19 protein-coding genes are annotated in these 20,583 nt (G+C 41.4%); 14 read left to right on the forward strand and 5 right to left on the reverse strand.

The features are described from left to right. Positions 1 to 22 precede the first annotated feature (22 nt). From INF28_RS08365 to INF28_RS08385, 5 genes are all read left to right on the forward strand, one after another. Positions 23 to 1,228: an AGE family epimerase/isomerase gene (locus tag INF28_RS08365; protein WP_226393011.1), complete on the forward strand. Its 1,206-nt coding sequence runs from the start codon at positions 23 to 25 to the stop codon at positions 1,226 to 1,228. Between the two features lie 67 nt (positions 1,229 to 1,295). Then, positions 1,296 to 2,222 carry a dihydrodipicolinate synthase family protein gene (locus tag INF28_RS08370; RefSeq protein ID WP_226393012.1) on the forward strand — a complete coding sequence of 309 codons (927 nt, stop codon included), beginning with the start codon at positions 1,296 to 1,298 and terminating at the stop codon, positions 2,220 to 2,222. A 36-nt stretch (positions 2,223 to 2,258) separates the two neighbouring features. Then, positions 2,259 to 3,770, forward strand: a complete 1,512-nt coding sequence (locus INF28_RS08375; protein ID WP_226393013.1) for a sodium:solute symporter — start codon at positions 2,259 to 2,261, stop codon at positions 3,768 to 3,770. A 121-nt stretch (positions 3,771 to 3,891) separates the two neighbouring features. After that, positions 3,892 to 4,347 carry a YhcH/YjgK/YiaL family protein gene (locus INF28_RS08380; protein ID WP_226393014.1) on the forward strand — a complete coding sequence of 152 codons (456 nt, stop codon included), beginning with the start codon at positions 3,892 to 3,894 and terminating at the stop codon, positions 4,345 to 4,347. A 645-nt stretch (positions 4,348 to 4,992) separates the two neighbouring features. Beyond that, positions 4,993 to 6,021 carry a DHHW family protein gene (locus INF28_RS08385; protein WP_226393015.1) on the forward strand — a complete coding sequence of 343 codons (1,029 nt, stop codon included), beginning with the start codon at positions 4,993 to 4,995 and terminating at the stop codon, positions 6,019 to 6,021. Between the two features lie 528 nt (positions 6,022 to 6,549). On the opposite strand, the gene INF28_RS08390 is transcribed toward INF28_RS08385, so the two are convergent. Both INF28_RS08390 and INF28_RS08395 read right to left on the reverse strand, forming a co-directional pair. Next, positions 6,550 to 6,921, reverse strand: coding sequence for a hypothetical protein (locus tag INF28_RS08390; protein ID WP_226393016.1), 372 nt, complete (start codon positions 6,919 to 6,921; stop codon positions 6,550 to 6,552). Continuing rightward, positions 6,918 to 7,061 (reverse strand): hypothetical protein, encoded by a 144-nt coding sequence (locus INF28_RS08395; RefSeq protein WP_226393017.1) that lies wholly within the window; start codon positions 7,059 to 7,061, stop codon positions 6,918 to 6,920. The genes INF28_RS08390 and INF28_RS08395 overlap by 4 nt, the downstream gene beginning before the upstream one ends. A gap of 225 nt (positions 7,062 to 7,286) precedes the next feature. Here INF28_RS08395 and INF28_RS08400 point away from each other — a divergent pair, with 225 nt between their 5' ends. Together INF28_RS08400 and INF28_RS08405 are read left to right on the forward strand one after the other, a co-directional pair. After that, positions 7,287 to 7,685: an AraC family ligand binding domain-containing protein gene (locus tag INF28_RS08400; protein ID WP_226393018.1), complete on the forward strand. Its 399-nt coding sequence runs from the start codon at positions 7,287 to 7,289 to the stop codon at positions 7,683 to 7,685. A 63-nt stretch (positions 7,686 to 7,748) separates the two neighbouring features. Continuing rightward, entirely contained in the window at positions 7,749 to 8,006 is a 258-nt protein-coding gene (locus INF28_RS08405; protein ID WP_226393019.1) for a helix-turn-helix domain-containing protein, read from the forward strand. 241 nt (positions 8,007 to 8,247) lie between these two features. On the opposite strand, the gene INF28_RS08410 is transcribed toward INF28_RS08405, so the two are convergent. Together INF28_RS08410 and INF28_RS12865 are read right to left on the reverse strand one after the other, a co-directional pair. Beyond that, the gene (locus INF28_RS08410; protein WP_226393020.1) at positions 8,248 to 9,108 is read right to left on the reverse strand and encodes a sugar phosphate isomerase/epimerase family protein; all 861 of its coding nucleotides are present in this window, start codon (positions 9,106 to 9,108) and stop codon (positions 8,248 to 8,250) included. 125 nt (positions 9,109 to 9,233) lie between these two features. Next, on the reverse strand, positions 9,234 to 9,365 hold the full coding sequence (locus tag INF28_RS12865; RefSeq protein ID WP_264175732.1) for a hypothetical protein: 132 nt from the start codon (positions 9,363 to 9,365) through the stop codon (positions 9,234 to 9,236). A gap of 235 nt (positions 9,366 to 9,600) precedes the next feature. On the opposite strand from INF28_RS12865, the gene INF28_RS08415 reads away from it, so the two are divergent. The 5 genes from INF28_RS08415 to INF28_RS08435 all read left to right on the forward strand — a co-directional run bounded on the left by INF28_RS08415 (position 9,601) and on the right by INF28_RS08435 (position 15,887). Beyond that, positions 9,601 to 10,923: a DUF1015 domain-containing protein gene (locus tag INF28_RS08415; RefSeq protein WP_226393021.1), complete on the forward strand. Its 1,323-nt coding sequence runs from the start codon at positions 9,601 to 9,603 to the stop codon at positions 10,921 to 10,923. An 80-nt stretch (positions 10,924 to 11,003) separates the two neighbouring features. Next, positions 11,004 to 12,218: a homoserine dehydrogenase gene (locus INF28_RS08420; protein WP_226393022.1), complete on the forward strand. Its 1,215-nt coding sequence runs from the start codon at positions 11,004 to 11,006 to the stop codon at positions 12,216 to 12,218. Beyond that, positions 12,215 to 13,132: a homoserine kinase gene (gene thrB / locus INF28_RS08425; protein ID WP_226393023.1), complete on the forward strand. Its 918-nt coding sequence runs from the start codon at positions 12,215 to 12,217 to the stop codon at positions 13,130 to 13,132. Before INF28_RS08420 ends, thrB begins: the two co-directional genes overlap by 4 nt. A gap of 63 nt (positions 13,133 to 13,195) precedes the next feature. Next, a complete protein-coding gene (locus tag INF28_RS08430; RefSeq protein WP_226393024.1) occupies positions 13,196 to 14,401 on the forward strand; it encodes an aspartate kinase in 1,206 nt (401 codons plus the stop codon). A gap of 91 nt (positions 14,402 to 14,492) precedes the next feature. Next, positions 14,493 to 15,887: an MATE family efflux transporter gene (locus INF28_RS08435; RefSeq protein WP_226393025.1), complete on the forward strand. Its 1,395-nt coding sequence runs from the start codon at positions 14,493 to 14,495 to the stop codon at positions 15,885 to 15,887. 149 nt (positions 15,888 to 16,036) lie between these two features. Here the strand turns inward: INF28_RS08435 and INF28_RS08440 are convergent, their stop codons facing one another. Then, entirely contained in the window at positions 16,037 to 19,156 is a 3,120-nt protein-coding gene (locus INF28_RS08440; protein WP_226393026.1) for a dockerin type I domain-containing protein, read from the reverse strand. A 504-nt stretch (positions 19,157 to 19,660) separates the two neighbouring features. Here INF28_RS08440 and INF28_RS08445 point away from each other — a divergent pair. Both INF28_RS08445 and INF28_RS13080 read left to right on the forward strand, forming a co-directional pair. After that, the gene (locus INF28_RS08445) at positions 19,661 to 19,834 is read left to right on the forward strand and encodes a hypothetical protein (protein ID WP_226393027.1); all 174 of its coding nucleotides are present in this window, start codon (positions 19,661 to 19,663) and stop codon (positions 19,832 to 19,834) included. A gap of 373 nt (positions 19,835 to 20,207) precedes the next feature. Beyond that, positions 20,208 to 20,351: a DUF3791 domain-containing protein gene (locus tag INF28_RS13080; protein WP_226393028.1), complete on the forward strand. Its 144-nt coding sequence runs from the start codon at positions 20,208 to 20,210 to the stop codon at positions 20,349 to 20,351. Positions 20,352 to 20,583: the final 232 nt, after the last annotated feature.

Below are 20,583 nucleotides of genomic sequence, written 5' to 3' on the forward strand. Positions count from 1 at the left end.
AAAACAGAGGAGCTGATATTATATGGACCGTGAAAAATTATCAAAAGTGCATAGCTGGATACAGGAAGAATTAGCCCGCAGTGTAGATTTTTGGCTAAAATATGGTATGGATCCTGAATACGGCGGCGTATACACTTGTTTGACGAGGGAAGGAAAGATATTTTCAACAGATAAGAGTGTTTGGATGCAAGGACGCTGTGGATGGATCTATGCATACCTTTGCCATGTTTACGGTACAAGACAGGAATGGCTGGCGGCTAGTAAAAGCTGCCTTGACTTTATGGAGAAATATTGTATTAATCGTGAGGCTGGAAACCGGATGTATTTTACGGTGACTGGTGACGGGAAGCCGTTGCGGCAGCGCAGATATTGTTTTTCGGAAGGTTTTTATGTATTAGCAAATGCGGAATACTATGGTGTAACCGGAGATAGAGATTGTCTCTTGCGCGCCAGGGAAGCTTATGAGTTGATCTGGCAGTTAAATCATGGCTTAATTGTAGATCCCACAGGACTGGGGGCCAAAACAATTCCGGAAACCCGTACTGGACGGGCATTGGCGGATCCAATGATTTATCTTAATATTACTGCGGTAATGCGCCGATGTGATCCCGAACAAAAAGATTTGTATGATGAACGCGCGAAGGCATGTGTTCATGATATTTTTGAGTATCATCATAAACCAGAGCTCGGATGTACGCTGGAAACGGTTGGACCGAATGGAGAGTTTATGTCTGAGATTTCTGCCGGGCGTTTTGTAAATCCTGGTCATGATATTGAATGTTCCTGGTTTATTATGGAAGAAGCAGCATATGAAAAAAATACGGAGCTTGAAAAAAAAGCAATGGAAATTTTTGATATGGCAATTGCGAATGGATGGGATAAAGAATATGAGGGAATTTTATATTTTATAGACTGTATGGGCTATCCGCCGGAGGCCTATGAGCATGATATGAAACTTTGGTGGCCGCATAATGAAGCATTGATCGCCAGTCTAATGATGTACAAAGTGGGTGGCGGAGAAAAGTATCTGGAGTGGTTTTTTAAGGTGGCACAATATTGCAAAACCTATTTCGCGGATCCTGAATACGGCGAATGGTATGGCTATCTAAGGCGTGATGGCAAACCAACTATGCCGCCCTGTAAGGGCTGTACTTTTAAGGGGCCGTTTCATGTGCCGCGTGCATTGATTATGACGGACCGTATGCTGAATGAAATTTTAAAGAAATAAAAAATATGAATCGACCGACTGTTCCTTAGGAGCATCAAGGTCAAATAATTTCAGGAGGTGTTTTATAATGCGTGATTTAAGTAAGTACAAAGGAATCATACCTGCATTTTATGCGTGTTATGATGAGAAAGGGGAGATCAGTCCTGAACGTGTACGGGCCTTCACCAGATATTTTGTCAAGAAAGGCGTAAAAGGCGTTTATGTTAATGGTTCTTCCGGTGAATGCATTTATCAGGGAGTGGAAGAACGGAAAACGGTAATTGAAAATGTTATGGCAGAGGCAAAAGGTAAATTGACGGTTATCAATCATGTGGCATGTAATAATACACGTGATAGCGTAGAATTGGCGCGGCATTCCCAACAGGTTGGGGTTGATGCAATTGCATCTATTCCTCCCATTTATTTTCATCTTCCTGAATATTCCATTGCGGGTTACTGGAATGCAATCAGTGCTGCTGCTCCGGAACTGAATTTTGTAATTTATAATATTCCACAGCTGGCGGGGACAGCGCTGACTATGAGTTTGTTCCATGAAATGCTGAAAAATCCGAGAGTGATAGCCGTTAAAAATTCTTCTATGCCTACGCAGGATATCCAGATGTTTAAAGCAGATGGTATTGCCGCAAGGGGCGAATTTTTGGTATTTAACGGCCCGGATGAGCAGTTTGTAGCAGGTAGGGCAATCGGTGCAGACGGCGGGATTGGTGGAACCTATGGCGTAATGCCGGAATTGTTTTTAAAGCTGAATGCGCTGATTATATCCGGGGAATGCGAACGGGCTATGGAATTGCAGTATGATATTAATGCAATTATCTATCAGATGTGTGCAGGTAAAGGGAATATGTATGCCGTTGCAAAGGAAATTTTGAGGATCAATGAGAACTTGGATATCGGAGGCGTTCGAGAGCCTCTTGAAAATCTTCATGAAGAAGATAAGGCAATTGCTGCCCAGGCTGCGGAAATGATTCGTAAAGCGCAGGACAAGTATCTTTAAATATCCTATGTAATATAAGATAAAGGAGAGATAGTTATGCAAGGTTTTACCTACATTGATCTAGCCGTTTTGATCGTATATCTGCTTGCAGTTTTGTTTGCCGGGCTGCATTTTGCAAAAAAAGAAATGAAGGGAAAGGAATATTTTAAAGGAGACGGCACGGTCCCGTGGTGGGTTACTTCTGTTTCGATTTTTGCCACACTGCTTAGCCCCATCTCTTTTCTGTCACTGGCTGGAAACTCCTATGCCGGAACATGGATTATGTGGTTTGCGCAGTTGGGAATGCTTTTGGGAATTCCGTTGACCATACGGTTTTTCCTGCCCATTTACAGTAAGCTGGATATTGATACCGCATATCATTATCTTGAATTGCGGTTTCACAGCAAAGGTCTGCGGGTTTTGGGAGCTGTAATGTTTATTATTTATCAGGTTGGACGAATGTCAATTATCATGTATCTTCCTTGTATGGTATTGTCCTCGCTGATGAATGTCAATGTTAATATTTTGATTATTATTATGGGAGTGATTGCGATTATTTACTCCTATACCGGAGGTTTAAAATCAGTGCTTTGGACTGATTTTATCCAAGGGTCTGTTTTGTTGCTTGGTGTGACTTTTGGATTAATTTTCTTACTTTCCAATTTGGATGGCGGAATTGGTTCTATTTTTAATGAGTTTACCAATGGAGGGAAATTCCTGGCTGATAATGAGCCTATTTTTGACCCCAATCTGCTGCATAATAGTGTATTTCTTTTGATTGTGGGCGCCGGCTTTAATACCATGGGCTCCTATGTTTCCAGTCAGGATATTGTGCAGCGGTTTACTACGACAACCGATACCAAAAAGCTGAATAAAATGATGCTGACTAACGGCTGCCTTTCTATTTTTATTGCTACAGTATTTTATTTAATTGGTACCGGCTTGTATGTATTTTACCAAGTACAGGGCCATCCTTTGCCGCCTGCGGCACAGCAGGATCAGATTTTTGCATCCTGGATTGCGTTTGAACTGCCTGTGGGTATTACCGGATTGCTGTTAGCGGCTATTTATGCGGCGGCACAGTCTACGCTGTCCACTGGGTTAAATTCGGTTGCTTCCAGCTGGACGCTGGATATCCAGGAGAGATTGTCTAAAAAGAAGCTGAGTTTTGAAACGCAGACAAAAATTGGGCAGTATGTATCTTTAATTGTTGGAATTTTTTCCATCGTTGTTGCCATGGTATTGGCAAACGGTGGCGTAAAATCTGCTTATGAGTGGTTTAACGGATTTATGGGTCTGGTTTTGGGTATTTTAATTGGAACCTTCATTTTAGGTGTATTTACTAAAGTAGCCAATACTTTCGGCGCAACCCTTGCTTTTATTGCGGCTTCCTGCGTGATGGTGTATGTGAAATATTTTGTTCCCGCCGATGCGGTTTCAATTTGGTCGTATTCCATCATATCGATTGTGGTTTCGTTGGTAGTAGGTATTCCGGCCAGCATTATTTGGAGTAAGGTAAAAGGCGTGAAAAATGTACCAGATCCCAATACAACGATTTATAAGAGCTGACACATCAATTTGGCTTTTGTTTCAAAAGCAGGTTCAATTGCAAAAATATGGAAGCCGGATAATGCTGATGGAGGAATTTTAATGATGTGGCAAAAACACAGCAGAGGAAAGGAAGAAGCTTATGGTATTTGGAAATATCAAAGACATGAAATATTATGATAATTTGGAAGAAGAAGTGCAGCAGTGTTTTAATTATGCCAAGGAGCATGATCTGGTAACCTTGGAGAAAGGGACGCATACCATTGACGGCGATCAGTTGTTTGTTAATATTGTGGAATATGAGACAACAACGCCGGAAAACCGGTTCTGGGAGGCACATCGCTATTATTTGGATCTTCATTTGATGCTGTCTGGAACAGAGCGAATTGATACCGGATTTATAGACCGCATGGAACAGAAGGAGTTTGTTGAAAAAGATGATTTTCTGCCTTTGGATGGAGAAGCGAATGGGCATGCGGTTTTGAATCAAGGTGATTTTCTACTATGTTATCCAGTGGATGCACACCGTACGGCAGTACAAGTGAATGGACCGGTAAAGGTAAAAAAGGCAATTTTTAAAATTAAAATCAAAGATTAAGACAATAACACAAATCCTCCAATCTCCTTCTGCGGGAACAACCGCAGATGCATGCAAGGGGTTCATGAATCAACTGATTTTGCATCGGTTGTGCATGAATCCCTTGTTTTATAGATTTCATATATTTGTCATTGACGAAATTGAAAAAATGTAATAAAATAAAAAAACGCGGAAAAATAAAATTGAGGCAGGAAAACTAATGATAAGAGCAGTTGAGGTTGGAACGTGAAAAATCCAAGATGAATTGCAGTATAATAAAGACAGAAAAATTAATTTGTAAATTAAGCCGTAGGGAAGAATTTATGTTTAAGTTAGACTGTAGGTATCTTTGATGACACACTTACAGGGGTGTGTCCAGATTGGAAAGTTTGGGGAGGTGAACCGAAAAAAATTAGAATTGTAAAATGATAGTTGAAAAAATGGATAACAAGCGACGGATAGTTTTTATTTAGTAAAGTTAAATTAATAGAAGTAGTATTTAAAAAAGGAGAATACATATCATTATGCATACCTTTAGAATAATGATATAATACATATAAAATGAAGAAAAATACAAAAGTAAACTGGATTTTAATCATCTTTTTTTGTTCCTTTCTTTTTTTACTATTATTGGGTTTTCTTATTTTTCCAAAGGCGGAAATGTCAGTGACAGAAAAAAGAGTGTTAGCAAAACTGCCGCAGTTTTCTCTGGAAACGGTTTGGAACGGAAGCTTTGAAAAGCAGACGGAAAATTACCTTGCAGATCATTTCCCGTTTCGGAAACAGTTTGTTTCTTTGGAAGCGCATGCACAGCTCTATACCGGAAACAATGGGGCTAAAGGCGTGTATGCAGGAAAGGACGGATATTTGATCCCGGTTCCGGTAAAACAGGATTTAAAAAAGATTGCGGCCAATCGGGAGGCTATTTATCACTTTGCAAAAGATTTAGATATTCCTTGTACGATGATGATTGTTCCCAGCGCGGGCAGTATTCTTTCAGATAAATTACCCTATAATCACGATGCGTATCAAGACGAAGAAGTGATTCAGACAGAGTTTGAAGCATATCTAAATCCAGTACTTACTATGGTTCCATTGTCCGATACGCTGAAAGATGCAGAAAAACCAGTTTTTTATAAAACTGACCATCATTGGACTTCGTTTGGAGCCTATCTAGCATATTGTGTTTATATGGCGTCTTTTGGTCAGAATCCATTACCCGAAAGTGTATTTTCTGTGACCTCTTATCCGGGATTTTATGGAACGGGATATGCGAAAAGCGGGCTGTGGGAAATGCCACCGGATACGCTTGAAATTTATTTCCCGCCTGCGGATGCGCAAACAGAAATCATAGACAGTGCATATAAGGAAAGCCGAAAACAGGACAGTATGTTTTTTAAAGAGCATTTAGAAACGGAGGATATGTATTCTGTTTTTTTAGATGGCAATCACAGCTTGGTGCGTATTGTCAATCCCAAAGCAGAGATGGGGAAGTTGTTGGTGCTCAAGGATTCTTATGCGCACTGCCTTGTACCATTTCTGGCACAGCATTTTTCTCAGATCGATATGGTGGATTTGAGATATTATACGGATTCGGTAAGCGAACTGGAACAACAACAGAACTATGACCGTGTTTTGATGCTGTATGGAATAAGCACGCTTTGTGAAAGCAATGACCTGGTTCGGCTGAGATAAAGTGTTAAAAAATGGATTTTAATATTTACGGTTTTTAAAAGAAACAGGTAAAAAAGGGACTACTTTTTATGGCAGTTCCTTTCAGCGTGTCGATAAAGTATCGACACGCTGACAGATGTTGAAAAAGGAAGTTATATTTTTCGTAATCGCTTTCGTCGGCGTACAAAGGTACGGCAGAGAGCGATTGCGGAAAAAGCAAGTAATGACGCCGGTTTCTCGATGAATCAGGCGTCATTTTTTTGTCAAAGTATAAGTTTTGATGAAAAAGAAGGGTATATTATTTTTCATTACGCTTGCGGTATAACGACTTTTTCGACAGTCTGAAAGGGGCTGCTTTTTATGGCAGTCCCTTTTTAGGCTAGTCGCAGAGCTTGTAAATTTGTTCACGGTAATACTGTACATTTTCCCATTTTGCATCCGGCGCAATTCGATGATCCGGGCAGGGAATGTAACCACCAGTGCAATTAAAGGCTTTCATCGTTCAATTTTCTGGTCAATGACGGCATAATCCCGAGCGAATGCCTTCGTTCATACCAACCACGCCCCGCAGTTCTTGTCCGTATTTTTCTCTCCAGGGTGCGATGCTGGCATTCCAGTGCCGGCTACGATGGGGAACATGGTATTAACACCGTTTTCAATCCAAGTTGGGATCAATGTATTGATCAGGCCATCACAGTCCAAAGAAACAATATCAACTCCATATTCTTTTTCCCGGGATGTTCGGTCTACCAAGGTGTGGCCAATTGCGGAAGGGATAGAGACTATGCTGGTTTTTCTAATTCCATCACGCCATATTGAATGCGTACAATAGGAGACCCGCCCTCTCGTGTTTCCAGTATTTTTCGTTTTTAATTTAGGGAAAAGTGCATTTTCGGATGCAATACTGCTATTCCAGTTCATGTCAAAACACAATTTTTTGCGATTGCTGTTTCATTTGGGAAATCGTCAGTTATGTACTTTCCCGGCTCGGGCAATACATATCCTTCCTGAACCCATCTGTCAATGGTTTCCGCCCAGAAAATAAAATGTACAATTGGCATTTATCATAGGGCTGATAATACAAAATAGCAGAAATACGTTCTCTGTTGGTCATAATAAACCTCTTTGAAAGAAATAAAAATATATAAAAATGGAGATGGCGTTATGGATGCGGCTCCAGTCGGAGGAAGGGAGCGGGTGCCATCAGAGTTTGAAACAAGCTTGCCGTTTTGCCTGCTTTGGTATTCCTATTTTAAGGCGGGAAGGAAATATTATACGGAACGATTATGGATAATTTTCTTATTTTGTATACTGTGGCCTGCGAAGGAGAACTGGATTATGAAGGCAAGCGCTTTTTATTGCGGTCTGGTACTGCTGCGATGATTCACTGTAGCCAGTATCAGATTTATCGAACCGGGACAGGTGGAAGATGGAAATTTTATTGGGTGCATCTTAATGGAAGCGGTGTTTTGCTTTATTACCGGACCATGTTTGAATCAAGATTTTTTGTTTTATTTGGAGGTGATGGATTGAAAGAGATTTTTGACCGTTTGTTTGCGATGCGTCCGGAATACAGTGTGGCGCATGAACTGAAACTTATCCTTTTTATTCATGAGTTTCTGGATGTTGTTGCCAAAGCGGCTATAGAAGAGAGGCAGGAAGTTGCTAATGCGGCGGTGCGGTAGGCGGCGCAGTACTTTGCTGACCATTACAAGGAAGATGTTTCCGTAGCCAAGCTGGCTGCATCTATGAATTTTAGCCAGTATCATTTTATTCGTATTTCTAAACAAGGAACCGGGGAGATGCCCCATGAATTTTTGACTCGGCGTCGTATTAATGCATCAAAGAAACTGCTTTTGCAAACTTTATCTTTGGAAGTAATTGCAGGTATGATTGGATATCATAACGTAAATATCTATATTCGTGCTTTCAAAAAGTTGACAGGCACTACGTCGCATCATTTCCGCCGGGGAATTAAATCAAAGATGATATATTCGCATTTTTAATTTTCATTGGTGGATGGCAATCGTACATAAGGTAAATAATAAAGGGCATGTGTGGCAATCAAAGAAATGGTTTTCTGGCAAGAAAAAAATCTATTATTGCCATAATTGTGGATATAATTTTAGAGCATAGAATGTGTAATATCTTTTAAATTCATCAAATGTAAAGAGTATATTAATATTCGCCCCAAATATTTAGCTTTTGGGGCGAATATTAATATGAGATAAATGACGTAAAAAAGTTTTATTTTGTTTCATACCGCTGTACCGCTTCCGTCCAATGCCGGCGGAGCTTAGAGGAAATATTGGGAAAGTCAGTTTCAGAGGTTTCTTCGGTGATGGCATCGATGCAGGGACTGTGGCGTAGCACAGTGTCAAAAAGATATGCGTGATCCAGATACCCGTTAGGAGCGCAGGAAAGCAGGGAAAAACGTTTCTCGCCTTCCATGCGGTAGTCTTTTAGGTGAAGTACACGGATACGTTCTCCGCAAAGTGCATACATATCGTCAATTAATTTATGCTGGATTGCAAGGTCGGTGCTGGGCAGCATATTGACTGGGTCAAAAATAACAGAAATACTGGGAGAATCGATATCCTGTAAAAAACGGTGCATCATTGAAGCATTAGACAGGGTATGTACAGTCACTGATTCCACACCCAAAACCGTTCCAGTAGCTTCAGCATATGTGGTCAGTTCCTTCATAGAGGAAAGAAAACGTTGGTAATTTTCTTCTGTATGTGTGTGGCCTTGGTCAATATAACAGCCGGTTTCTGTTCCTACCATATCCGCTCCCAAATATTTTGAAAATTCCAGATTGGCCTTGAACCATTCCAATTGACCACGACGGTTTTGTTCATCCGCGTCTACTGGGTTGATATAACAACCCAGGACAGAAACATGAATCCCGCGGCTGTCAAATAGTTTATTTAAGTATCTTCCGAAAGCTGGTGTAAGGCTGGAAGGCCCAGTAATCCATGGAAAAGATTTTTTTAGTGCAAGTTGGACATGGGAAGCGCCAGCTTGGGCTAGAGTATCGGCCAACTGTTCCGGGGAGGTGCAGGCAATATCATGACCGCGCATTCCCAAATTCAATTGTTGAAACATAAAGATTCCCCCTTGAAAACAAGTTTTGTTACTATATATTATACCTGGGTGATGAAAAAAGTCAATCTTCTTTCTTTATGTAGATAACGAAAAGGACACAGTAAAAACTGTGTCCAAAAAATTTTTTAAAGCCAGGCGGCATGATGTGGAAGCTTATGCATCATTTTTTTTGCTTTTTTGATGGTGCGCTTATCCATCATCATCATACCAATCCCTAGCATGGTACCTGCAAGCAGTCCTGTTGAAAATTTTCCCATAGTGTTTTGCCTCCTTTTTTAATATCAAAACTATTATTTGTAAAACCGTGATAAAAATTCAGCGTTTTTACTAACAATTATTTACATCAAACTGGAGAAAAACGCCTTGACGCGGGACTTTTTTTGGTGTATGATAATTCATGATACGCTAATTGTGGTGGTTAGTATCAAACAATTTACATATTTTACCTTTTATAAATGTTGAAAATTGAAAAAGATTGAAAGGAAGGTTATTATGGCAAAGGTAATCCCGTTTCGAGGACTCCGCTATAACCCTGATAAGTTTAAGGATTTAGACGCAGTAACAGCGCCTCCTTACGACATTATCTCTCCTGCGCAGCAGCAGGAATTGTACAATAAAGATGAATATAATGTAATACGCTTGGATTATGGTATGGATTTTGTGAGTGATGATGACACCAACAATCGCTATACCCGAAGCGCTGCATATTTAAATAAATGGATAGAAGATCAGACATTGGTGTTTGAGGATAAGCCTGCTTTTTATATTTATGAGCAGATTTTTTCCTTGGGTTCTGAAGATCCGTCCCATTCTTTAAAGGGAGTTATTGGTCTGGTACAATTGGAGGAGTTTTCAAAAAATATTATTTTACCGCATGAAGAAACAATTAGCAGTGCAAAGGAAGACAGATTGAAATTGATGCAGGCTACGGCGGCAAATTTGAGTCAAGTATATTCTTTGTATATGGATGAAGATAAGACGATTGCTGAGTTGATTGAGAGCCAAAGCGACGGCGAGCCGGATATTACTTTTGTATCCAGCGAAAATATTACTCAGAATATTTGGGTAATTAAGGATGAATCGGTGAATGCTGAGCTTTCGGCTTTATTTGAAAAAAAGCAGATTTTCATTGCAGATGGACACCATCGTTACGAAACTGCGCTAACATATAGGAAACAACGGCATCAGGAAGACGGAACAGAAGAAGGTGCTATGTCGTATGATTATGTTATGATGATGCTGGTATCTATGAGCAATGGCGGATTATTTGTTTTTCCAACGCATCGGATGATTCGCGGATTAGAGAGCTTTGATGAAGTCTTACTGATTGGCTTTTTGACAGAGGAATTTACGGTTTCAAAAATTTATTTTACAGAAGGGGATTTTGCTTCCATTATTATGGATCGGCTGGCAAATACGGTAGATGAGACTTTGTTTGGTTTGTATACCGGGCAGAATTATTATTATTTGCTGAAGCTGAAAAATACACATACGATTGACGCGGCAATTAAGGGAAAATCTGAGGCATATAAGCATCTGGATGTAACGGTTCTGCATAAGCTAATTTTGGAGAAGTATATGGGAATTGATGAAGCCAATATGCGGGCTCAGAAGAATCTAGTGTATACCCGGGATGCGCATGAGGCGGTAGATGCGGTGAAAAACGGTGAGTTTGACTGTGCGTTTTTGATTAATCCGCCGAAGGTGTCACAGATCAAGGCGGTGGCACAGGCTAATGAAAAAATGCCGCAGAAATCCACGTATTTTTGGCCTAAATTGGTGACCGGAATTGTAATGAACAAATTCGAAGACTGAACGGAAGAACATAACGGTTCAGATTAAATGAGCGGCATGTTTGTATATTGTCATGGCTGCTGAAAGGATGGGAAAAACAGATGAAAATAGGAATCATGGGATTTGGCGTGGTTGGCAGTGGTGTAGGAGAGATTATTGCCAATTCCCCCGACGGTCTTTTAAGCCGAAGCGGCGAAAAAATTGAAATTGCAAGGATTTTGGATCTTCGCGATTTTCCGGATAGTCCCTTTCACTGCTTTACCAAGGATTTTCAGGATATTTTAAATGATGATCAGATTGAGATTGTGGCGGAGGTAATGGGTGGTACAAAACCGGCTTATGAATTTACTCGGCAGCTTTTACTTGCCGGTAAGCATGTTGTGACCTCTAATAAGGAATTGGTGGCAAAGCATGGTACAGAGCTTTTGAAAATTGCAGAAGAGAAGAATGTGAACTATCTTTTTGAGGCTAGTGTAGGCGGAGGTATTCCTATTATTCGGCCGTTGTATTCCAGTCTTTCCGCAAATGAGCTGACGGATGTGCTTGGAATATTAAACGGTACTACGAACTATATTTTAACCCAGATGATCAAAGCCGGGGAAAGCTTTGAAGATGCACTACACGGAGCACAGGAAAAAGGGTATGCCGAAAAAGATCCTACAGCAGATGTGGAAGGGTATGATACCTGCCGCAAGATAGCGATTTTAGCTTCTCTTGCTTTTGGAAAATACGTGAATAGTGAAGCCATTGAAACCGAGGGAATTACCAAAATTACCCTGGAAGACGTTGCTTATGCTGAGGCTATTGGTGGCGTAATCAAATTAATTGGAATGGCATCCAAAGCAAAAGATGGGGTTTATGCTAGAGTATGTCCGGCAATTTTGAAGAAAGAGCATCCTTTGGCGGGGATTGATGATGTTTTTAACGGTATTATGGTAAAAGGGGATGCCATCGGCGATGTTATGTTTTATGGCCGGGGTGCAGGTTCTTTGCCTACGGCTAGTGCGGTGGTTTCTGATATTATTGATATCGTCAAGCATAAAGATAAGCACATCCGGTTGGGGTGGACTGAAGGAACGCCCGGGTATCTCAAAGATGGTGCGGAACAGGAATTTCGATTTTATATTCGCCTTACAGGAGATGCAGATGCTTTTCGTAGAAGCGGGTTCCAGATGATACCGTTTAGCGGCAAAAAGGTGCAAAAGGAATTTGCGGTTTTGACGCCTGTCATGAGCGGAAAGGAATTTCAAAAATTGTGTGCAGAACTGAAACAGGAACACGAAATTTTGGGCACATTAAGGCTGGTGGATGAATGATGGTCAAGGTGAAAGTCCCTGCAACCAGTGCGAATATAGGTCCGGGCTTTGATAGTATGGGAATGGCTTTGCGCTTATATAATTATGTTACAGCGGAAGAGGCCGGACAGGGGCTGCGGATAGATATTTTGGATGAATCCCGGAAGTTTTTGGCAAAGGATGAACGAAATCTGGTTTACACCTCGATGAAGGCTGTTTTTGATAAGGTGGGATGGCATCCGAAGGGATTACATTTAACTTTGGAAAATAATATTATGGTAACCAGGGGGCTTGGAAGCAGCAGCGCTGGTATTGTATCAGGGCTGGTAGCCGCCAATGAAATGACGGGAAACTCGCTGTCGGTGGATACATTATTATATATGGCGGCACAGATTGAAGGACACGCGGATAATGTAACACCTGCTTTGCTAGGAGGCTTTACAATAAATGTACGGCAAAAGGATTGCATTCGATACGTGAAAACAGAAATTAAGGATGATTTAGTCTTTGCAGCCTTGGTGCCAGATTTTTTTCTTCAGACCAAAAAAGCCCGAAGTGTTTTACCGAGATCGGTTTCCATGCGGGATGCGGTATATAATACTGGACATAGTGCTTTGTTGGCAGCCAGTATTATGAGTGGCAAGTATGAAAATATTCGTGCTGCAGTAGGGGATAAATTGCATCAACGTTACCGCAGATGTCTGATCCCCCATATGGATGAGTTATTTCAAATTTGTTACGCTAACGATGCTTTAGGTGTATATTTAAGTGGTGCCGGGCCTACGATTGTGGCAATTGTACACCGGGATAACTGTGGGTTTGAACCTGCAGTACGGCAGGCTTTGCGGCAGAAATTGAAAAATTGGCGGTTGTATATGCTTAGAGCGGATAACCAGGGAGCTGTGGTATGTCCGCTGGAGAGATCTGGAAAATAATATAGAAGGCGGCGCGGTAAGAAAAAATTTCCGCGACGGGAAATAGAACAGGAGGGGTAAAAATTGGCTCTTATCGTACAAAAATTTGGCGGCAGTTCTGTTGCTGACGCAGAGAGAGTAAACAATGTTGCAAACCGTATTGTTGAAACGGCACAGCTAGGAAATCGGGTGGTTGTAGTTGTTTCGGCGCAGGGTGATACGACAGATGAATTAATTGAAAAAGCGAATGAAATTAATCCCAATGCTTCAAAGCGGGAGATGGATATGCTTCTTTCCAGCGGCGAACAGATTTCGATTGCATTGCTGGCTATGGCTATTGAAAAATTAAATTATCCGGTTATTTCTCTTACGGGGTGGCAAGCAGGTTTCCGAACCAATGCCACATCCGGCAATGCCAGAATTGATAAAATTGATGTGGAGAGAATACAGAGCGAGCTCGACAAGCGGAATATAGTGATTGTGGCAGGTTTTCAGGGTCTTAATCGGTATGATGATATTACTACGCTGGGCCGGGGAGGAAGTGATACTTCAGCAGTGGCGCTGGCCGCTGCTCTGCAGGCAGATAAATGTGAAATTTATACGGATGTAGACGGGGTATACACTGCGGATCCCAGAATCGTTCCAGATGCTATAAAACTCGATGAAATTACCTATGATGAAATGCTTGAACTGGCCAGCCTTGGAGCAAATGTTCTGCATAATCGTTCGGTGGAAATGGCCAAGAAATATAATGTTAAACTTGAAGTAAAGTCCAGCTTTCGGAAGGTGCCGGGCACAATTGTGAAGGAGGTAACGAATGTGGAAAAAATGTTGATTAGAGGAGTAACTCGGGATAATGATGTGGCTAGAATTGCAATTATTGGTGTGGAAGATACACCTGGGATTGCGTTTAAGGTATTTTCGGCTCTGGCAAAAGAAGGCGTAAATGTGGATATGATCCTTCAGTCTATTGGCCATGGTGGAACCAAAGATATTGTGTTTACAGTGACGAAAAATAATCTCACTAGAACTTTGGCGATTATTGAGGGGTTAAAAGACAGTATGCACTATCAAGAGGTTAATCACCGAGATGATTTGAGTAAAGTGTCAATTGTCGGAGCGGGAATGGTGAATAATCCTGGTGTTGCGGCACGTATGTTTGAGGCATTGTTTGCGGCAGACATTAATATCCACATGATTTCTACATCTGAAATTAAGGTTTCTGTACTAATTAATGTTAATAATGCAGAACGTGCTGTTAAAGTAATTCATGATCAATTCAGAGTATAAAAAGGTCTAATAAAAAAGCCCGATTTTGGGTATTGCCAAAATCGGGTTTTTTTATGTTTTAAATTCTAAAAATTTTGTCATAGGAGAAAAAATGGAAAAAATGCAACATAAACATCAAAATCCCCTTGGGTATGAACCCGTAGGGAAATTGCTTTTAAAATTTGCCCTTCCATCGGTGGTAGCAATGTTGGTGAATGCAATTTACAACATTGTAGACCAGATTTTCATTGGCCAGGGTGTTGGATATTTGGGGAACGCAGCAACAACTATAGCATTTCCGGTGGTCACCGTGATTTTGGCAGCTTCTACCTTACTGGGGGCCGGTGGTAGTGCGTATGCGGCTATTAAACTTGGTGAGCACGATGAAGAACAGGCAGTGCATACTGTTGGAAATGTTTTCGTACTCAGTGTGCTGGCTGGAATTGTGTTGGCAATAGTTGGTCTGCTTTTCCTGGATCCACTGATTCGGTTGTTTGGAGCCCGGGAAAATACAATGGAGTATGCCAGGCAATATACGTCTATTATTCTACTGGCGGCACCTTTTAATGTGTTGGGAGTCTCCATGTCAAATTTGGCACGTACTGACGGTAATCCCATGCTGTCTATGTACAGTATATTGATTGGTGCCGTACTAAATGTGTTTCTGGACCCGTTGTTTATTTTTGTTTTTCACTGGGGTGTTGCGGGAGCTGCAATTGCAACCGGCCTTTCCCAGGTAATTAGTGCAGTAGTGCTGGTTTATTATTTTATTCGTCGCAGCCATATGCGTTTGACCAGGCGGAGTATGAAGCTAAATGCGGGTATTTGCCGCAGAATGAGTATTTTGGGAATCTCCAGTTGTGCACTTCAGTTGGCATCTACTTTGCTTAATATTATTTTAAATAATGTTCTGGTTTATTATGGAAATCAAAGCAATGTCGGCGGTGATATCGCACTGAGCGCGATGGGAATTGTAATGAAAATCAGTATGATTATTATTGCAATTTGTATTGGAATTGGTGTGGGAAGCCAGCCAATTTTGGGGTTTAACCGGGGCGCGGAACAACCGGAGCGTATTCGCAAGGCTTATATTTTGGCATTGATCATGTCTACTTCGGTTACCTGCTTTGGCTGGCTTTTGTGTGAGACAATCCCGGATACGATCCTTTTACTGTTTGGTAAAGAAAACGCAGTTTTTACTGACTTTGCAGTCAAAAGTATGAGAATCTTTCTTGGAGGGATGTTTGCAGCGGGGATGCAGATTGTAACCACGAATTATTTTCAGGCAACTGGTCAGCCTCTGAAGGCTAATATTATGTCTATGCTGCGTCAGGTTCTGCTGTTAATTCCTTTACTATTGATATTGCCGCAATTTATAGGATTAGATGGGGTACTATATGCCGGCGTTTTGGCCGATTTACTTACTGGGTGTATTGTGGCGGTCTTTGTGGTTATTGAATTAAAGAAGCTAAATCGCTGGGTTCGCCAGGTGCGGCAGAAAGTATGAAATAAAGAAGATGCGGTGTCTGCCATAGAAACATGCAGATACTGCGTTTTTTTTAATAAACAAAAAAACAGACTGATCTCGTTTTGAAGTCAGTCTGTTTTTTGCTTTATTGTACCCGCTAGAGTATGTCGGGTATCTGCTTTTATTGATTATTTCCCCCAGGATACCAGCACATAGGCCACGTCACTGGAATCAATTTTGCCGTCACGGTTTAAATCATATTTTGCGTATTCCGGATGAGTCGCAATCAAATTATCCTGTCCAAAATACGATACTACAGCAGATAAATCATACAGGTTGATCAAATTATCTTTTACAATATCTCCTGCCAAGAAGGTGGTAGAAACCGCACTGTCTGGGTTGTTTTCTTCCACTTCCATTACTGTGTCTTTTACGTTATTCCAGAAAGTAAGTTTCTTGTCCGCATTCATATTGACGCTGTAGCGTGCTGTCCGATAACCAGCGCCCTCCACCGTGATATTATACCGGATGTTCTGGGTCAGAGCCGTATTTATCGTATAGCCGCCCTCGTCATTCATCTCAATATTTCCATCTCCGATGCCAAGAGTATATATCTTTTTCTCGCTCAGATCACCGCCTGAAATGGTCACCTGCATGTCTTGATAGACCGCTGCATTGTCTGTCACCGTATTCGGGAAGGTTATATTGATGGTCAGCGTTTGCGTAGGTACATTCAAGGTAAACTCACATGCTGTGCCAGCAGTAAGCACAGAATTAATTGCTGTATTTTGACCGTCTTTGCTTCTTTGGACTACTTTGCTGTCCGCTTCAGAGGAAATGCTGAGCTTGCCGGCACCATAGCCCTCTAATATCATCTTGCCCAGCAGGATTTTTTGCCCGCTTAAATCAGACTGTCCGTCCAGGTTTCCTTTTTCGTGGATAGACAAGACATCATCATGCAGTTCATAAGTCCATTCGGTGTTGCCCGGCGTAAAAGTATAGGAAAACGATCCTTCGATGACTGGTACAAAATCTAACGCAACCAAATTTTCAATTTGTGCCGGATCCCCATCTGCGGTTGTACCGTACAGGTATACATTAAATTCGTTTGTGTTTGCAACCTGTTCAAAAACAATCTGTTTTGATTCGCTGCCGACTTCTTCTGCAATTGTTACAAGACCGCTCAAATCCCCGTTTGCTTCTACTATGGTATAATAATTTTCTAAAATTGCCGTATCTTTCAAGGAACCCAAAACCGTATTAAAATCCGGGTTAGTACTGCCCCAGTAATTTCCTGAAAGTAACATTTCTCCAACTTCGCTGGGATCTTCTATGGTAATCACAGGAGTATTAAAATCATAGAAGGTGTTTTGCTGAAGTACAGCTTGATTCGTCTGAATCCCCATTCCATAGAAAGCATTGCCTTGAATTACAACATTCTGCAGGTGCGGCGCACTGATTGCCAGTGATTTTCTGGTATCGCCGTTATCTAAGGGCTTAAACGTGCAATCTTCAATACGACCCGTATCAGACATGGGGAAGATGGCATTGGTATTGGTTTGGAAAGTACAAGTGTTAAAGGTAACATTTTGGCTTGTGCCAGACGTTGTGATCATGCCAAAGCTGTCGGTTGCATTTTCCAGATCATATGCTGCATAAAAATTGCTGTTATTGACCTGAACCTGATTGGCCTCAATTACAAGTCGGCTAGATGTGTTGGTGGTTCCGATTGGATCAGACGCGGCGTCATAGGACAAATCAATTTCCTGAAGGATCGTGCCGGTCCCCGCTTGTGTGACTTGAATTGTACCAGAAAAAACAGCCCCATCCGTGCCCTGCAGGGTAATCGGTTTATCAATCACGATATCTTCTGTATAAGTACCTGGCATGACTTTTAAAATATCATTATCCCCAGCGGCTTCCATGGCTTCCGCAATGGAAAGATATCCGGCGTTTTCAATATAGACAACCGGCTCTCTATAATTTGTTCCCGTAGCATCTGCATATAAAATCTTTGGTGTGGTTTCCCATACAATGTCAACAGATTCATTTAACAAATCACTGGTAGCAGTATCTTTTCCCTCGCGTTTAATTTTTAGCTCGCCATCCACACTGATTGTTCCTTCACCTGTTGCGGTTCCGCTGATGGCACTACCGACAACATCTGATTGAATCACAAGTTCACAGTTGGTAAGCTGGATGGGGTCTTTATTTTCCTGATAAAGCCAAAGTGCCCCACCATACGAACTGGCGCCTGTACCCTGTCCGCCGCTGATGATACATTCATCTGCCTGGAAGCCGCCTGCACCTTTCAATTCTACGCCTGTGCCCGGCCAGCTTGTGTTGCCGTTTCCGCCTGTGATGGTGCAATTTACAAATTTGGGCGGCGGAGCAATGCTGCCGACCAATACTGCGGTGCCGCCAATACCCTCAGCGTTGCCGCCAAGGATCTGGCTTTTTTGAATCAGTCCGTTTGCGGCAACTTCCATTGCCGGAGCGGCGGCATTGTATTTTTCGGAATCCCCGCCTTTTATAGTGCTGTCTGTAATATATAACGTGCCCAAAACAATATTTTCAAATTCCATGGTATCCCAATTACGGTCATAGCTGTAACAGGGCATTTCAATGGCGCGGCCGCCATTTCTGCTTCCGCCTATTCCTTGACCGCCAATCACCTCAGAATCAGTAATGGTAAGCGTACCATTGGTTTTAATGTAGATGGCACTTGCGCCATAGGTGTTGCGTTTGTCTCCGTAGTTATAATCCCGGCTGGTGTCTGTGATGTCATCGCCGCCGCTTATCTTGGCGTCATTGACAATATTCACTGTAGTATTGCTTCCTGTGATATCCAGTGCATTACTGCCTTCTTTGCAATTTATGGTTGTGGCGCCTTTGATTGCCGCACCGTCAATGGTCAATGTTCCGCCATTGATCGCGATGGTGCTTGCCGGGCTCGGACGGCAGTTTACCGCACTGCCTGCAATGACCAATCCGGTTTTGTCCTGACTGCTGTCTTTAATGGTCACATCCGCTGTTCCGGAAATATTGAGAACAGATTCATTCGCGGGATCAGCAAATAAATTTACATTCTCATAGCCAGTGCTGGTTAACAGAAATCCATTTAAATCGATGGTAATGGTGCCGCTGCTATAGCAAACCGGCTCAGATAGAGTGACATTTTCGGATAAGGTGATGACGCCATTTACAGGCTCAGGCAAGACTGTCCCATCCGCGGAAACAGGCAGGCAAAAGGAGCCCAGTACCATTACACAAAACAAAAACCCAGATAAAATCTTTTTCATCTTCATTCGTTCCTCCTTAAATTAAAATATAAAATTGAAATAATTTGTTTTTCTAAATGTTTTTGCTTCACCTCGAGTTTCTATTTTGAGGGTCAGAAAAGCAAGTGTAACATAACTATTCTAAGGTAACATTTTTCTTTGTTAAAAAAATTTTAATAGATTTTTTTGGCATCAAACAATTATACACAAAAAATCATAAGTATATATTATAAGTGTACCACACATCATGTTTTATGTCAATACATGGAAAATTGAAAACGCGCGAAAAAGCGTGTGGTTGGCGGATATTTGACCACAAAAGTAGAAGTAGGAAAAGGTAGGATCATCCCGTGTTGTGTGTGGGGTTGATAGAAAAATGATTTCACATCATTTATTATGGATGGAAAGCAGGTTTTGTTTTCATCAATGGCAGTAAATATGGTTTGTCGCTGAAAGAAAATAAGATGGGGTTATTCCTGCTTCGGCCCAGCGTACGTCCGGATCCTAATTCTGATAAGGGGGATGATAGTAATGCGGCGGGTAAAATTGTATGCCAAGTGTGGCACTGCGAAATTGATGCCGGTACAGTATAAAACGGTGTACACACTTAATTTATTGGAAGATGTAGAAACGCAGTTGGAATTAAAAGACGGAAGAACACGGCTGCCATATACTCCCAATGAAATATTACCCTTTCTTGGATGAACAGTATTAAATCGTCCAAGCATATGTCCTCACACCTATACTGTGTTTGAAATTGTAAAATATTCTACAAAAGGAAAAAATACAGATAGTAGCAAATTACATTACACTATGTTGACTTTTTGCCACGTGTTGTGTAAAATAGATATGGATAATAAAAGTAAGCTTTATCATAGAAATAATACGTCAGGAAAAGCCGCAAATTGAGTATATGTTGAATCATATACGCAACATCTGACGAAACGTCCAAGAGGCTCTGTTTATGGAAAGAATGGAGAAACTTATTATCTGAAAGATTTCATCCATTGACGCTGTTTCATATATTTGATAAGGAATAGAAAACGGGGATTTTGCATATTCGTAGGAGGCGTGAAGGTTGATTAAAGAAGGAAAATTCCTGGTATTTTGTATTGAACGGTACAACAACGCTAAACATTTGACAAGAAAGCAAGTGACTATGCTGTTTAGAAAATACCGGATACCGGAATATATTTTATCCTGTTTTGAATTATATTGTTGAAGACATTGATTTATATATTGGGGTGCAAGGTGTGGTGAAGGCATCGCCGGAAAGGGAAAAGATAAACATTTTAATCCTCAGAATTGTGCGGGCTGGCGAATAGTCAATGTTAAAACAGCAAGCCGGTATTATGACCAACGGTTAAGACGACGGTAAAAAGCTTTCTGTCAGAGATGACAGGTATGTCTTTTGGCCGTTTTTTCATTTTACAGGAAAACAAAATAGCTATGGA

The sequence above is a fragment of the Ructibacterium gallinarum genome (genome assembly GCF_014982785.1).
Lineage (GTDB): Bacteria > Bacillota > Clostridia > Monoglobales > Monoglobaceae > Ructibacterium > Ructibacterium gallinarum.

Coding starts and splice junctions, on each gene's coding strand:
- INF28_RS08365 (WP_226393011.1), top strand. CDS start 23: ATGGACCGTGAAAAATTATCAAAAGTGCATAGCTGGATACAGGAAGAA.
- INF28_RS08370 (WP_226393012.1), top strand. CDS start 1,296: ATGCGTGATTTAAGTAAGTACAAAGGAATCATACCTGCATTTTATGCG.
- INF28_RS08375 (WP_226393013.1), top strand. CDS start 2,259: ATGCAAGGTTTTACCTACATTGATCTAGCCGTTTTGATCGTATATCTG.
- INF28_RS08380 (WP_226393014.1), top strand. CDS start 3,892: ATGGTATTTGGAAATATCAAAGACATGAAATATTATGATAATTTGGAA.
- INF28_RS08390 (WP_226393016.1), bottom strand. CDS start 6,921: ATGAACTGGAATAGCAGTATTGCATCCGAAAATGCACTTTTCCCTAAA.
- INF28_RS08395 (WP_226393017.1), bottom strand. CDS start 7,061: ATGCCAATTGTACATTTTATTTTCTGGGCGGAAACCATTGACAGATGG.
- INF28_RS08400 (WP_226393018.1), top strand. CDS start 7,287: ATGGATAATTTTCTTATTTTGTATACTGTGGCCTGCGAAGGAGAACTG.
- INF28_RS08405 (WP_226393019.1), top strand. CDS start 7,749: ATGAATTTTAGCCAGTATCATTTTATTCGTATTTCTAAACAAGGAACC.
- INF28_RS08410 (WP_226393020.1), bottom strand. CDS start 9,108: ATGTTTCAACAATTGAATTTGGGAATGCGCGGTCATGATATTGCCTGC.
- INF28_RS12865 (WP_264175732.1), bottom strand. CDS start 9,365: ATGGGAAAATTTTCAACAGGACTGCTTGCAGGTACCATGCTAGGGATT.
- INF28_RS08415 (WP_226393021.1), top strand. CDS start 9,601: ATGGCAAAGGTAATCCCGTTTCGAGGACTCCGCTATAACCCTGATAAG.
- INF28_RS08420 (WP_226393022.1), top strand. CDS start 11,004: ATGAAAATAGGAATCATGGGATTTGGCGTGGTTGGCAGTGGTGTAGGA.
- thrB (WP_226393023.1), top strand. CDS start 12,215: ATGATGGTCAAGGTGAAAGTCCCTGCAACCAGTGCGAATATAGGTCCG.
- INF28_RS08435 (WP_226393025.1), top strand. CDS start 14,493: ATGGAAAAAATGCAACATAAACATCAAAATCCCCTTGGGTATGAACCC.
- INF28_RS08440 (WP_226393026.1), bottom strand. CDS start 19,156: ATGAAGATGAAAAAGATTTTATCTGGGTTTTTGTTTTGTGTAATGGTA.
- INF28_RS08445 (WP_226393027.1), top strand. CDS start 19,661: ATGCGGCGGGTAAAATTGTATGCCAAGTGTGGCACTGCGAAATTGATG.